The sequence below is a fragment of the Aeromonas sp. QDB30 genome (genome assembly GCF_027707645.1).
Lineage (GTDB): Bacteria > Pseudomonadota > Gammaproteobacteria > Enterobacterales > Aeromonadaceae > Aeromonas > Aeromonas caviae.
Map to the genome: position 1 here is coordinate 1 of NZ_JAPCIY010000015.1, position 13,655 is coordinate 13,655.

The window sequence follows — 13,655 nt, forward strand, 5'->3', positions numbered from 1 at the left end:
TCCGAAACCCAACAAGGAGTTTCGGATTCTTACACAGCCTGAGGATCGGTCAATGGATCCTTAACTGATCGGCATTACGGCCCGTGCCGGGCTTTTTCATGGGTGAATGGGGTTTGACAGCGCTTTTTCTGGCAGGTAGTTTCGGCCCTTGTATCAAATTCATTCACCTGTGTGACTTCACCATGAGATGGACGGACAACGGATGCTGGGACAAGAGATAAGCCGACGCCGTCTGCTGCTGGGGGCGGGTTGCCTGATGGGGACCAGCCTGCTGTCGTTCCCTGCGCTGGCGAGCCGCAGCACTTCGGGACGGGAACTGAGTTTCTTCAACCTCAATACCGGCGAGCGGGTACGCGCCAGTTATTGGGAAGATGGCCACTATCTGAGCGACGGGCTGGCGGAGCTCAACCATATTTTCCGTGACTACCGTCGCAACGAAGTGTTCAACATCGACAGAAAGCTGTTCGATCAGCTCTTTCTGCTGCAACACAAGTTGGGACGCCACGGCGAAATCCAGCTCATCTCGGGTTATCGCTCCCCGGCCACCAATCAGCAGAAGCGGCGCAAGAGTCGCGGCGTCGCCAAGCACAGCTACCACACCCTGGGGCAGGCGGTTGACGTGCGCATCCCCGGCGTGCAGCTGGCGCACCTGCGCAAGGCCGCCCTGAACCTCAAGGTGGGCGGTGTGGGTTATTACCCTTCCGACAACTTCGTGCACCTGGACACAGGCCCCGTTCGCAGCTGGTGAGTCGGGATTTCCTCAAGGGTTGAGTGCCGATTGTGTCTTTTTGCCGCTGGCATTGAGGGGGACCAAGCTGCTAGGCTCTGGACTCCAGCCAGAGGAGAGAAAGATGAAGCAGATTGTGATCGGGGGGCTCATCGCCCTGTTGTTGACTGGTTGCGGGAAGCTCAACCGCGAGAGCTACGACAAGCTGAAAGTCGGGATGAGCTATGCCGAAGCGAGTGCCATCCTCGGCAAGGCCGAGCGTTGCGACGATGCTCTCGGCACCACGAGCTGTGTCTGGGGAGGGGAAGGCAAGAACATCAAGGTGCGTTTCATCGCCGACAAGGCGACCTTTTTCAGCTCGGAAGGGATTAACTGACCCTTTCCTCTCTTGCCGATGCCCAACAAAAAAGCGCCGTATGGCGCTTTTTTGTTGCTCGTTATCCGTGCGATATGGCCAGGAACTGGCGCGATCAATGGGTGGCGTACTGATAGTTGAAGGTGGGCAGTCCCCACTTGAAGCGTACCGCCAGGAGCCGCAGCACGAAGCCGATGCCGATGGCACCGAAAGCGGCCCAGTCGTTGGGCAGCCCATGGTGCAGCGCAAAGCAGTAGAGCGCGGCGGTGATCAGCGAGACGGCGGCATAGAGCTCGCGCTTGAACACCAGCGGGATGCGCTGGCACAGCAAGTCCCGCAGCACCCCCCCGAACACGCCGGTCACCACGGCCATGATGCAGGCGATGCCGGCCCCGTGGCCCATCTCGAGCGCCCGGGCAGCCCCGAAGATGGAGAAGACCACGAGCCCCAGGGCATCGAGCGCCAGGAACAGCTTGCCAAGGTAGCGCATCAGCGGGGCCGAGATGACCCCGGCCATGGCGGCGCCCGCCACCAGCAGCACGTATTCGGGGTGCTCGACCCAGAGCAGGGGATAGTGGCCCAGCAGCACATCCCGAATGGTACCGCCACCGATGGCCGTCGCCGAGGCGATGATCACGACGCCAAACAGATCCATTCGTCGCCGACCCGCTGCCAGCGCGCCAGTCATCCCTTCGGCCACCAGGCCGAGCAAGAAGAGTGCATGTAACATGAGATATCCCAGGGTGCGAGAAAGGCCCGCATCCTAACAACCCTGCGCTGGGGCGACAAGCTATCTTGGTTATGCATTAGATTAAGTAATGAAAAGGGGGCTTTCGCCCCCTCTTTTGATCATGATGACGCGGTTCAGCGTCCAAGTTGCTCGCTGCGGTATTGGTCCACCCACATGGCGGTGGCGCCACAGATGGCCACCGGCATCACGAAGAGATTCACCACCGGGATGGCGGAGAAGAGGGTTACCAGGGCGCCGAAGCTCAGGCACTTTCCACGACGTTGCTTGAGGGCGTCGCGCATGGTGATGAAGCCGATCTTGTGGTTGTCGAACGGATAATCGACATACTGGATCGCCATCATCCAGGCGCTGAGCAGGAACCAGAGCACGGGTGCCAGGGTCTGGCCCACTACCGGGATCAGGAAGAGGATCAGGCAGCCGATGGCCTTGGGCAGATAGTATTTCAGCTTGGTCCATTCGCGGCCGAAAGTACGGGGCACATCTTTCACCACATCCAGCATGCCGGTGTCATTCATGGCTTCACCGGTGAGGATCTGTTCCACCTTCTCTGCCAGCAGGCCGTTGAAAGGGGCGGCTATCCAGTTGGCCACCGAGCTGAAGATGAAGGAGAAGACCACCAGTATGGTGATGAGGGCGATGGGCCAGAGCAGGTAATCAAGCCAGGAGAGCCAGCTCGGGATCTGCTGGTGCAGCCAGGCGAACAGACCGTCCAGTTGTAGCAACAGGGCGTAGAAGGCACCGGCAAAGAGCACGAAGTTGACCAGCAGGGGGATCAGCACGAAGGTGCGGATGCCGGGCTGGCGGATGAGTGAGAAGCCGCGCAGGAAGTAGTCTGCACCGCTGACCGAATCTTTGACCATGTGGGGTGATTGGCTCATGTGAGCTCCATCAGTGAATGGGGAAAGTGCCAGCATATTACAAACAAGCCTTTGATTTGGTAAAGTCGCCTGCCCGCCTCCTCTTTATTTCGTTACCCACATAGGCCGCCATGCGTCTGAAATTGATCAAACTCGCCGGTTTCAAGTCGTTTGTCGAGCCGACCCGCATCGAACTCAACGCCGACATGACCGCCGTGGTGGGCCCCAACGGCTGCGGCAAATCCAACGTCATCGACGCCGTGCGCTGGGTGCTGGGGGAGAGCTCCGCCCGCCATCTGCGCGGCGAGAACATGACCGACGTCATCTTCAACGGCTCCATCAACCGCAGCGCCCATGGCCGCGCCTCGGTGGAGCTGGTGTTCGACAATCCCCACAACCGGGTACCCGGCGAGTTCGGCCGCTTTACCGAGATCTCGGTGCGCCGCGAAGTGCTGCGCGACGGCTCCAATCACTACCAGATCAACGGCCAGAAGTGCCGCCGCAAGGATGTGACCGATCTTTTCCTCGGCACCGGCCTTGGGCCCCGCAGTTACGCCATCATCGAACAGGGCACCGTCAGCCGGCTGGTGGAGTCCCGCCCCGCCGATCTCAAGCTGTTCATGGAAGAGGCCGCCGGGGTCTCCCGCTACAAGGAGCGGCGCCGCGAGACCGAGCAGCGCATCCGCCATACCCAGGAGAACCTGGAACGCCTTGGCGATATCCGTAGCGAACTGGGCTCGCGCCTCGAACATCTCAAGGCCCAGGCCGAGACCGCCGAGCGCTACAAGCAGCTCAAGAGCCGCAGTCGCGCGGCCCGCAGCGAACTGATCGGCTCGGAACTGTGGGCGCTGGAGACGCGTCTTGGCGAAGCCAAGACCGAACTGGCCCAGACTGAACAGGCGCTGGCGGCCCTCGATGCCAAGCGCACTGCAGACGAAGGGCGTCACGTCACCCTGTCGGTGGCCCGCCAGGAGGCGCAGGCCGAGCAGGCCAGCCGCCAGCAACAGATTTTTCTCGGCGGGCAAGCCATCGCCCGCCTCGAGCAGCAGCAATTGCACCAGAGCGAGCTTGGCCGCGACTGGCAGGCGAGACGGCAGGCCCTCGGCGAGCGTATCGATGGCCTCAAGGCCCAGCTGGCCGGCCAGCTGGAACAGCTGAGCGACAGCACGTTGCAGGGGGAGGTGGCGTCGGCGCGCCTCGAGCAGTGTGAGCAGTTGCTTACCGACCAGCAGAGCGTGCGTGCGGTAGCGGGCGATCGGCTCGAGCAGGCGCGCCAGCGGCAGCAGCAGTGGCAGCAGCAGCTGGGCCAGTTGCAGGGGCGGCTCAACCAGACCCGCGCCGAGGTGAATGGCCTGCAGGAGCTGCAGGCCAAGACCCGGCTTGCCCGCCTCAAGCTGGAAGACGAACAGGCCGGGCCCCTTGGCGGGGAGGGGGAGAACCTGCAACCGGCGCTCGATGCCCTGGCGGCGGAACTCTCGCTCTCCCGCGCCCGCCATGAGGAAGCCGATGCAGCGTGGCAGGCCGGTGTGTCGCGCCATGAAGAGCTCAAGGCAGAGCAGGGTCGCCAGCAGGGCCTGCTGCGCGAGCTGGAGGCGCGCCTCGCCACCCTGGATCAGATCCTGGGGGAGCAGATGGCGGGCGCGACCCTGGCGGATCGGTTGCAGGTTCCCCCCGAGTGGGCCCGGGGGCTGGACAAGGTGCTCGGCCGCTGGCTCACCGCAATTCCGGCGGACGAGTGCAACCTGGCGCAACCCGGACTCTGGATTGGCCCGGCCCAGCCAGCCAGGGCCGGTACCCTGGCGGCGCAACTGGGGGGCGAGCACATTCCGGCTTTCCTCAATGCCATCTGGCTGGCAGAGAGCAGGGAGGAGGCGCTGTCCCGCCTGCACATCCTCTCTGCCGGTGAGTCGCTGCTCACTCCCGCCGGCGACTGGTTCGGCCCCAACTGGGCGGATCTGGGGGAGGGCATGGCCCTCGGTACGCTGGCGCTGCTCGGTGAGCGTGAGCGGCTGCACACCGAGCTGGCCGCGGGTCGGGAGGCGCTGCACAGACTCGACGAGCAGCTTGCCGCCGCCGATGCAGCGCGGGCCCAGCTGCACAGTGCCCATGAGCTGGCTCAGCACACCCTGCGAGAGCAGGAGCTGCGGTGGCAGCAACTGCGCGAAGCCTGGAGTCTGCGCGAGGGGCAGCGCCAGGAGCGCTTGCAGCGCCTGGGCCAGCTGGGGGAAGAGCTGGCCCGGCTGGACAAGGAGCAGGCTGAGGAGGCGCAGCGGCTGGCGTCGGCCGGGGAGCGGCTTGAGCAGGATGAAGCGGCCCTTGGCGAGCTGCAGGAGCAGGGGGAGGTACTCGCCGAGGCGCTGCTGCTCGCCCAGGAGCAGGTGAGCGGGGCGGAGCGGGCGCTGGAAGAGGTGCGCCTTCGCCGGGAGCAGCAGCAGGCGGCCTGCCAGCGGTTGCAACTGGAGCAGCAGAACCAGCGCCAGCTCATCACGCTGCGCGAGCAGGAGCTGGCCCGTCTCGGCCTGGAGCTGGCGGAACTCAAGGAGCCAGGGGCCGCTCCGAGTCAGGATCTGTCGCCCCTGCTGGTCGAACAGCGCAATCTTGAGGCGCAGCAACTGGCCTGTCACCAGCGGCTCGCGGAGCTGGATCGTCAGCTGACCGAGCTGGAGCAGGCCAGAAGCGCCGATCACAAGCAGCTGGTGAAAATTCAAGAGAAGCTGGCGACTCTGCGGCTCGAGCGCGAGCGCAACCTGACGCGCAGGCAGGGACTGCACGAGCAGTTCGAAGAGCTGGGCGTGCGCCTGGTGGACCTCGATCAGGCGGTGCTGATTGCCGCTGATCGCGGCAAGCTGCGCCAGGAGATCCAGACGCTGGAGGCGCAGGTGGAGGCGCTTGGCGCCATCAACCTGGCGGCACTGGAGGAGTATGAGGAGGCGAAAACCCGTTCAAGCTACCTGGAAAATCAGTGCCAGGATCTGGAGCAGGCCCTCGACACCTTGAGCCAAGCCATTAAAAGAATTGATAAAGAAACACAAATACGCTTCCGCGACACTTTCGATAAGGTCAATGAAGATTTAAAATCCCTGTTCCCAAAAGTGTTCGGGGGGGGCAGTGCCTGGCTTGAGCTGACCTCGGATGATCTTTTGGAGGCCGGAGTGAGCATCATGGCAAGACCTCCGGGCAAGAAGAATGCTACCATTGCCCTGCTTTCCGGGGGGGAGAAGGCGCTAACCGCCCTTGCGCTGGTTTTTGCCATCTTCAGACTCAATCCAGCACCATTTTGTCTGCTGGATGAGGTGGATGCACCGCTCGATGAAGTGAACGTCGGTCGCTTCTGTTCTCTTGTCAAAGAGATGTCGAGCACAGTACAGTTCGTTTACATCAGTCATAATAAGGTCTCCATGGAGATGGCCGAGCAGCTGGTTGGCGTCACGATGCAAGAGCCCGGGGTTTCGCGCATAGTGTCGGTCGATATCGGTGAAGCCGTCGCTTTGGCTGAGCAAAACTAGAAAGAGAAGCAGCTAATGCAGGAATTGCGTTACATCTTGGTTGCCCTGGGCGGTATTGCCATCGCGGCATTGCTCATTCACGGGTTGTGGAGCAACAGAAAGAATCGTCAGGCACCGATCAAGGAGAAACCCCTGGGTCGGATGGAGTCCAAGTCCCGTGAGCGTGACAACGACGCCTTCGACAGCGATGGCATCGGTCAGGTGCGTGTGGTGAGCGGTGGACGTCGTGCCGAGCCCAAACTGCGCAGCGACGAGGCCCGTCAGCCCGAACCCCGCCGTGTCGCCCCCGTTCCCGCCTTCGATGATGAAGATGACGACGCCGATCTGCCGCCTCCCGTGGTGCGCAAGCCTGCCGCTCGCCCTGTCCCCCCTCAGCCTGTGTATGAGGAAGAAGAGGACTATGACGAGCCGGTTGCCGCCCCTGTTGAAGAGGCCCCTGCCGCGCCGGTGCGCAAACCTGCCCAGGTGATCCGCCGTACGCCGGTACACCGTTCCCGTCCGCAGCGCGAGCCCATGATGCAGCCGCTGGACGAAGAGCCGCTGGTGGAGCCGGCCTATGCCCAGGCGCCGACCTTCGGTGCACGCGAGCCGGCACCGGTTGCCCAGCAGGCTCCCCGCTACGCCCAGCCGGCTTATGAAGAACCCGCTTACGATGACGAGCCAGCCTATGAAGAGCCGGTTCACGCAGCCGAGCCAGAACCCGCTCCGGCCCCGGTCGAGAAGATCTGGCAGGATGTCTATGTCATCAACCTGATGGCCCGTCCCGGCCACGATCTGCAAGGTGCGACTCTGCTCTCTTCCCTGCTGGCGCTGGGCTTCAAGTTTGGCGAGATGGACATCTTCCACCGTCACGAAGATCTGGGCGGCAAGGGGGAGGTGCTCTTCTCCATGATCAACATGGTCAAGCCGGGTACCTTCAACCCCTATCGCATGGAGCAGTTCAGCACCCCGGGTGTGTCCCTCTTCATGCAACTGCCCCTTCGCAGCAATGCCGCCTTCGCCTTCGAGCACATGTTGCAGGCCGCGGATCAGCTCGCGAGCGATCTCGATGCCATGCTGACCGACGCCTCGCGCAGTCCCCTCAGCGACGACGACATCGCCCGCTACCGTCACGAGCTGGCGGCCTACGAGGCCAGCCGCGACTGATGCGCCATGGGGCTTGAACAATGAAAAGTGCGGTACCCCGGTGCCGCATTTTTGTTTCTGCCCCAGACTGAATGTTCCATCACACTTCGAGACTTTTTCATGAGCGATATCCTCTCCCGCCACCGTCAACTGTGTGAGCTGCTGACCGAGTACGGCCATCAGTACTATGTGCTGGACAACCCCACGGTGCCGGACGCCGAATACGATCGCCTGATGCGCGAGCTGATTGCGCTGGAGGCCGAGCATCCCGAGCTGAAAACCCCGGCCTCGCCGAGCGTGCGGGTGGGAGGCCAGCCGCTGACCGCCTTCAAGCAGGTACGCCACGAGATCCCCATGCTGAGTCTGGACAACGTCTTCAGCAGCGAGGAGTTGCAGGCGTTCGAGCAACGCATGAGTGATCGCCTCAAGCGGGAGGTGAATTTCACCTTCTGTTGCGAACCCAAGCTCGACGGTCTGGCGGTGAGCCTGCTCTACGTGGCTGGCCAGCTGGTACAGGCCGCCACTCGCGGGGACGGCACCACGGGGGAGGAGATCACCGAGAACGTGCGCACCATCAAGGCCATTCCCCTGACCCTGCGCGGCCAGGGGTGGCCTGCGCGGCTGGAGGTGCGTGGGGAGGTCTTCATGCCCAAGGCGGGGTTCGAGGCGATGAACCGCGATGCGCTGGCGGCGGGGGAGAAGGTGTTCGTCAACCCGCGCAACGCCGCTGCCGGCAGCCTACGCCAGCTCGATTCACGCATCACCGCCAGCCGCCCCCTCAGCTTCTATGCCTACGGCGTGGGAGTCGGTGGCGACGAGCTGGGGGAGTCCCACTTCGGTCGCCTCAATCAGCTCAAGGCCTGGGGTCTGCCGCTCAGCCCGGAAGTGAAGCTCAAGGAGGGGGCCGCCGGTTGCCAGGCGTTCCACGACGACATCCTGGCCCGCCGTGGGGATCTCCCTTACGAGATCGATGGCGTGGTCTACAAGGTCGACGACATCGCGCTGCAACAGGAGCTCGGCTTCGTGGCGCGGGCCCCGCGCTGGGCCACCGCCCACAAGTTCCCGGCCGAAGAGGAGATGACGGCGCTTGAGAACGTCGAGTTCCAGGTGGGCCGCACCGGTGCCATCACCCCGGTAGCCAAGCTCAAGCCGGTGTTTGTCGGCGGCGTCACCGTTTCCAACGCTACCCTGCACAATGCGGACGAGATCGCGCGCCTTGGCGTCATGATCGGCGACACCGTGATCGTGCGCCGGGCCGGGGACGTGATCCCCCAGGTCGTGGCTGTGGTGGAGGCGCAGCGCCCGGCGGATGCCCGCGCGATCCTCTTCCCGACCGAGTGCCCGGTGTGCGGCTCGGCGGTGGAGCGGCTGGAAGGGGAGGCCGTGGCCCGCTGTTCCGGCGGTCTCTTCTGCGAGGCCCAGCGGGCGGCCGCCATCAAGCACTTCGCGGCGCGTCGCGCCATGGACGTGGACGGCCTTGGCGATAAGATAGTGGAGCAACTGGTGGACAAGGGGCTGGTGAAGACCCCGGCCGACCTGTTCAGCCTCAATGCCATCCAGCTGGCAGGTCTTGAGCGGATGGGGCAAAAGTCCGCCCTCAACCTGGTGGCGGCCATCGACAAGGCGCGCAGCACCACCCTGCCGCGCTTCCTGTTCGCCCTAGGGATCCGCGAGGTGGGGGAGGCGACGGCGCTCAACCTCGCCAACCACTTCCTCACCCTGGAAGCCCTGCGCGCCGCCTCGGTGGAGCAGCTGCTCGAGGTACCCGACGTGGGGGACATAGTGGCCAAGCACGTCTACTACTTCCTGCGCCAGCCCCACAACATCGAGGTGCTCGACGCCCTGCTGGCCGCCGGTATCCACTGGCCGGTCATCGAGAAGAAAGAGGCAAGCGATCAGCCCTTTGCCGGCAAGACCTTCGTGCTGACCGGCACCCTCACCGCCTTGTCCCGCAACGACGCCAAGGCGGCGCTGCAGGCCCTGGGTGCCAAGGTGGCGGGCTCGGTGTCGGCCAAGACCGACGTGCTGGTAGCGGGGGAGGCGGCAGGCTCCAAGCTCGCCAAGGCCCAGGAGCTGGGGATCACCATCTGGACCGAAGCCGAGTTGCAGGCGGCCATTCAGCCCTGAGGATGCACGTTTGAGCAGACAAACCCGGCCCACTGGCCGGGTTTGTCGTTGGTGGGCTCACTCGACGTAGCTCACCTTGTCCTGCCAGGCATCGGGAGCCGTCAGGTGCCAGCGTGCCAGTTCGCTCTTGCTGAACAGGTATTCCCCGCGGGATGCGGCGCGGGGGGAGAGGGCGCCGGGCGCCGTGCCCGAGAGGATGGCATTGGCCAGTTCGGCGGCTCTCTCTCCCTGGCTGTGGCCGTCGAGCACCAGACCGCCGATGGCGGCTCCCCTGCCCACCGCAAAGGCCCAGAAGCAGAACAGTGGCACCGGGCTGTTGGCGCTGGTCCATGCCAGTACCTGTTGCTCGCTCACATGCTGGCCCTGAGCGTCGGTGAGAGTGTGGTAGAGGCCGAGGAAGAGCGCCTGATAGCCGTTTTCCCGGCTGGCGAGCACTGCCTCCTGCCAGTGTCCATAGTCGGTGAACTGGCGGCTGCTGACCCGGGTCTGGCCGATCGTCAGCTCGCCTCGCCCCTTGAACTCGTGGGCGACGGCGGTGCGGGACACCTCGCTTTCGTCAAACAGCACCAGGGCACGCTCCAGCCCTCCCATAAACTGACTCATCTCGCTGATGCTGCGCTTGAGCAGGGGGCGTTCCAGGACGCCGGTGATCAGGGGGTGGCCGACCAGCCCCTTGGGGCGCGGATTCTCGTTCATCCCGAGAAACACCACGGGCGTTCCCCGGGCGGCGATGGGTCGGGCGAGGGCGTTGATGGCGTTGTCATCCCCCAGGATCACCAGCGCTGGCTGGTGGGTCCGGTAGGCGGCCATTCCCTTGGCGAGCAGTTCGTCACGGGTCTGGCCGGGCTGGCGCTTGGTGTCCAGATAGAGATAGCCGAGGTGATGCGCCTGCTTGAGGTGTTTCTCTAGGCCGGCACTGTAGCTCTGATCCCACTGGTTGCTCTGGTGATAGCTGCTGATCACCAGGATCTCGGCGGCCAGCAGCGGGAGGGAGAGAAGGGAGAGCAGGAGCAAGACCTTGGTCACGTGTGTTTTCCGCAAGGGACAGACTGTTCCCCAGTATGTGCTCTCCCGCTCTCTGGCGCCTCGGTCAATTGTTGTCGGAAGGCGTGCCCCTCTCTTTTTATCCCTTGCCGGGCGGGAGCCCGCATCCCGTCTGGGGTGAGCAAAAAGAGCGCCTTTTGGCGCTGGTCGTGAACTGCCCCACTCCTTCCAAAACCTGTTCTGGATCAAGAAACAGGGTACCGCTTTGGTGCCTAATAGACCCCACATATAGGGGTAAGCATAAAAAAAACACCCATATATAGTGTCATAAAGCTGTGCATAAGTGGTCGCCCTCTCAGTGTCAGCCCAGGTGTTTCAAGCCTTGGCTGACCTTGTTTGCGCCGGGGACGGGCGTGGAGAAGGGGACTCAACGAGGGTGAGCCGAGGGTGGCCACCAGGTCTTTCAATACGGGGAAAATCGATGAAACCGGTAGTGATCAAACGCGATGGATGTCGTGCACCATTCAATGGCCAACTGATCCGCGATGCGGTCAGCCGAGCGGCGGCAGCGGTCAATCAGGCCAGTCCGGCGCTGGCAGAGCGCATTGCCGCCGCTGTCAGCCAGGAGCTGGAGGGGCGAGGGGAGGTAGACATCCACGAGATCCAGAACCGGGTCGAGAACCACCTGATGGCCTCCGACGACAAGGCCATCGCCCGTGCCTACATCGAATACCGTCACGACCGGGATCAGGCCCGCGAGGCCAGGGGTCGTCTGGCCCAGGAGATCCGCGGCCTGGTGGAGCAGACCAACGCGGCCCTGCTCAACGAGAACGCCAACAAGGACTCCAAGGTGATCCCGACCCAGCGTGACCTGCTGGCGGGCATCGTCGCCAAGCATTACGCCATCAGTCACATGCTGCCCCGTGACGTGGTGCAGGCCCACGAGAGCGGCGACCTGCACTTCCACGATCTTGACTACTCCCCCTTCTTCCCGATGTTCAACTGCATGCTGATCGATCTGCAGGGGATGCTGACCCACGGCTTCAAGATGGGCAATGCCGAGATAGACACTCCCAAATCCATCAGCACCGCCACTGCGGTGACCGCCCAGATCATCGCCCAGGTGGCGAGCCATATCTATGGCGGCACCACCATCAACCGCATCGACGAAGTGCTGGCACCCTATGTGGCCATCAGCTGGCACAAGCACCGGGAGGTGGCCGAGGAGTGGGGGATCAGGGACGTGGATGCCTATGCCATGGCCCGCACCGAGAAGGAGTGCCACGACGCCTTCCAGTCCCTCGAATACGAGGTCAATACCCTGCACACCGCCAACGGTCAGACGCCGTTTGTCACCTTCGGCTTTGGCCTGGGGGACAGTTGGGAATCGCGCCTCATCCAGCGCGCCATCCTTGGCAACCGCATCGCCGGCCTTGGCAAGAACAGGAAGACCGCCGTCTTCCCGAAACTGGTGTTCGCCATCAAGGATGGCCTGAACCACAAGCAGGGGGATCCCAACTACGACATCAAGCAGCTGGCGCTGGAGTGCGCCTCCAAGCGGATGTACCCGGACATCCTCAACCACGACCAGGTGGTCAAGGTCACAGGCTCCTTCAAGACCCCCATGGGGTGCCGTTCCTTCCTCGGTGCCTACGAGGAGAATGGCGAGCTGGTCCACGAAGGGCGCAACAACTTAGGTGTCGTGAGCCTCAACCTGCCGCGCATTGCCCTGAAATCCCGCGATGAAGCGGACTTCTGGGACAAGCTGGATGCCGCCCTGCGGGTGGCCAAGACAGCGCTCATGTACCGCATCAAGCGCCTGGACGGGGTCAAGGCCCGGGTCGCCCCCATCCTCTACATGGAGGGGGCCTGCGGGGTGCGCCTCAAGGCCGATGACAACATCAGCGAGATCTTCAAACATGGCCGCGCCTCCATTTCGCTGGGTTACATCGGGGTACACGAGACCATCAACGCCCTCTATGGCACAGACGTCCACCTGTTCGACAGCGAGACCCTGCGCCAGAAGGCCATCGCCATCATCGCGCGGCTCAAGGCGGCCACCGACGAGTGGAAGGAGGAGACCGGCTACGGCTTCAGTCTCTACTCCACCCCGAGCGAGAACCTCTGCACCCGTTTCTGCCGCATCGACGCCAAGGAGTTTGGCGTGGTGGCCGGGGTGACCGACAAGGGCTACTACACCAACAGCTTCCACCTGGACGTGGAGAAGCAGGTGAACCCCTACGACAAGCTGGACTTCGAGGCGCCCTATCCGCCCATCGCCAGCGGCGGCTTCATCTGCTACGGCGAGTACCCCAACATCCAGCACAACCTGGAGGCGCTGGAGAATGTCTGGGACTACAGCTATGACAAGGTGCCCTACTACGGCACCAACACCCCCATCGACGAGTGCTACGACTGCGGCTTCACCGGCGAGTTCGAGTGCACCTCCAAGGGCTTCACCTGCCCGCGCTGCGGCAACCACGACCCGGCCAAGGTGTCGGTGACCCGCCGGGTGTGCGGCTATCTCGGCAGCCCGGATGCGCGCCCCTTCAACGCGGGCAAGCAGGAAGAGGTGAAGCGCCGCGTCAAGCATATGTAAGCGAGCAGACCCCACCCCAGCCCTCCCCTTGGCAGGGGAGGGGGCAAAGAAGCTCCTCCCCCTTTCGAAGGGGGAGGTTGGGAGGGGGTTGGCCGTTAACCCAGAGAACTCGAATGCACTACCACCAGTACTACCCGGTCGATGTGATCAACGGCCCCGGCACCCGCGCCACCCTGTTCGTGTCGGGTTGCGAGCACCAGTGCCCCGGTTGCTACAACCAGAGCACCTGGCGGCTCGATGGGGGCAAGCCGTTCGATGAGGCGATGAGCGATCGCATCATTCACGATCTCAACGACAGCCGCATCAAGCGGCGCGGACTGTCGCTCTCCGGCGGCGATCCGCTCCACCCCGCCAACGTGCCGCATGTGCTGGCGCTGGTGAAGCGGGTGCGGGCCGAGTGCCCCGGCAAGGACATCTGGTGCTGGACCGGTTATCTGCTGGCCGATCTCAGCCCGGCCCAGCGGGAGCTGGTGGCCTTGCTGGACGTGCTGGTGGATGGCAGGTTCGAGAAGGCCCTGGCGGATCCCGGTCTGCTCTGGCGTGGCAGCCGCAATCAGATGGTTCACGACCTCAACGCCTGGCGGAAAGGAGGAGAGCGGATCCCCTGTCTGGTTTGCAGTTGAG

The 13,655-nt window shown here is 63.6% G+C and carries 10 protein-coding genes; 7 read left to right on the forward strand and 3 right to left on the reverse strand.

Annotated features, from left to right (window positions below):
• Positions 1 to 202: 202 nt before the first annotated feature.
• Both PG896_RS06835 and PG896_RS06840 read left to right on the forward strand, forming a co-directional pair.
• Complete coding sequence (locus tag PG896_RS06835; protein ID WP_039039271.1) at positions 203 to 748, forward strand: DUF882 domain-containing protein; 546 nt, start codon at positions 203 to 205, stop codon at positions 746 to 748.
• Positions 749 to 851: 103 nt separating this feature from the next.
• Positions 852 to 1,103, forward strand: coding sequence for a hypothetical protein (locus PG896_RS06840; RefSeq protein ID WP_010673445.1), 252 nt, complete (start codon positions 852 to 854; stop codon positions 1,101 to 1,103).
• A gap of 94 nt (positions 1,104 to 1,197) precedes the next feature.
• Here PG896_RS06840 and PG896_RS06845 read toward each other — a convergent pair whose 3' ends face one another.
• Together PG896_RS06845 and cysZ are read right to left on the reverse strand one after the other, a co-directional pair.
• Entirely contained in the window at positions 1,198 to 1,812 is a 615-nt protein-coding gene (locus PG896_RS06845) for a trimeric intracellular cation channel family protein (RefSeq protein WP_010673446.1), read from the reverse strand.
• A 134-nt stretch (positions 1,813 to 1,946) separates the two neighbouring features.
• Entirely contained in the window at positions 1,947 to 2,711 is a 765-nt protein-coding gene (gene cysZ / locus PG896_RS06850; protein WP_010673447.1) for a sulfate transporter CysZ, read from the reverse strand.
• 110 nt (positions 2,712 to 2,821) lie between these two features.
• Here cysZ and PG896_RS06855 point away from each other — a divergent pair, with 110 nt between their 5' ends.
• The 3 genes from PG896_RS06855 to ligA all read left to right on the forward strand — a co-directional run bounded on the left by PG896_RS06855 (position 2,822) and on the right by ligA (position 9,448).
• Positions 2,822 to 6,196, forward strand: coding sequence for an AAA family ATPase (locus tag PG896_RS06855; protein ID WP_270835547.1), 3,375 nt, complete (start codon positions 2,822 to 2,824; stop codon positions 6,194 to 6,196).
• 15 nt (positions 6,197 to 6,211) lie between these two features.
• Entirely contained in the window at positions 6,212 to 7,342 is a 1,131-nt protein-coding gene (gene zipA, locus PG896_RS06860) for a cell division protein ZipA (RefSeq protein ID WP_039039273.1), read from the forward strand.
• 99 nt (positions 7,343 to 7,441) lie between these two features.
• The gene (ligA, locus tag PG896_RS06865; RefSeq protein WP_270835548.1) at positions 7,442 to 9,448 is read left to right on the forward strand and encodes an NAD-dependent DNA ligase LigA; all 2,007 of its coding nucleotides are present in this window, start codon (positions 7,442 to 7,444) and stop codon (positions 9,446 to 9,448) included.
• A gap of 57 nt (positions 9,449 to 9,505) precedes the next feature.
• Here the strand turns inward: ligA and PG896_RS06870 are convergent, their stop codons facing one another.
• Positions 9,506 to 10,474 (reverse strand): ABC transporter substrate-binding protein, encoded by a 969-nt coding sequence (locus PG896_RS06870; protein ID WP_053288153.1) that lies wholly within the window; start codon positions 10,472 to 10,474, stop codon positions 9,506 to 9,508.
• Positions 10,475 to 10,913: 439 nt separating this feature from the next.
• Here PG896_RS06870 and nrdD point away from each other — a divergent pair, with 439 nt between their 5' ends.
• Together nrdD and nrdG are read left to right on the forward strand one after the other, a co-directional pair.
• A complete protein-coding gene (gene nrdD, locus PG896_RS06875) occupies positions 10,914 to 13,031 on the forward strand; it encodes an anaerobic ribonucleoside-triphosphate reductase (RefSeq protein WP_052814900.1) in 2,118 nt (705 codons plus the stop codon).
• Between the two features lie 113 nt (positions 13,032 to 13,144).
• Positions 13,145 to 13,654, forward strand: a complete 510-nt coding sequence (gene nrdG / locus PG896_RS06880) for an anaerobic ribonucleoside-triphosphate reductase-activating protein (RefSeq protein ID WP_052815464.1) — start codon at positions 13,145 to 13,147, stop codon at positions 13,652 to 13,654.
• Position 13,655: the final 1 nt, after the last annotated feature.

Bases quoted from the DNA above. Each gene is read 5' to 3' on its own strand.
- PG896_RS06840 (WP_010673445.1), top strand. From the start codon at position 852: ATGAAGCAGATTGTGATCGGGGGGCTCATCGCCCTGTTGTTGACTGGT.
- PG896_RS06845 (WP_010673446.1), bottom strand. From the start codon at position 1,812: ATGTTACATGCACTCTTCTTGCTCGGCCTGGTGGCCGAAGGGATGACT.
- PG896_RS06855 (WP_270835547.1), top strand. From the start codon at position 2,822: ATGCGTCTGAAATTGATCAAACTCGCCGGTTTCAAGTCGTTTGTCGAG.
- zipA (WP_039039273.1), top strand. From the start codon at position 6,212: ATGCAGGAATTGCGTTACATCTTGGTTGCCCTGGGCGGTATTGCCATC.
- PG896_RS06835 (WP_039039271.1), top strand. From the start codon at position 203: ATGCTGGGACAAGAGATAAGCCGACGCCGTCTGCTGCTGGGGGCGGGT.
- cysZ (WP_010673447.1), bottom strand. From the start codon at position 2,711: ATGAGCCAATCACCCCACATGGTCAAAGATTCGGTCAGCGGTGCAGAC.
- nrdD (WP_052814900.1), top strand. From the start codon at position 10,914: ATGAAACCGGTAGTGATCAAACGCGATGGATGTCGTGCACCATTCAAT.
- ligA (WP_270835548.1), top strand. From the start codon at position 7,442: ATGAGCGATATCCTCTCCCGCCACCGTCAACTGTGTGAGCTGCTGACC.
- nrdG (WP_052815464.1), top strand. From the start codon at position 13,145: ATGCACTACCACCAGTACTACCCGGTCGATGTGATCAACGGCCCCGGC.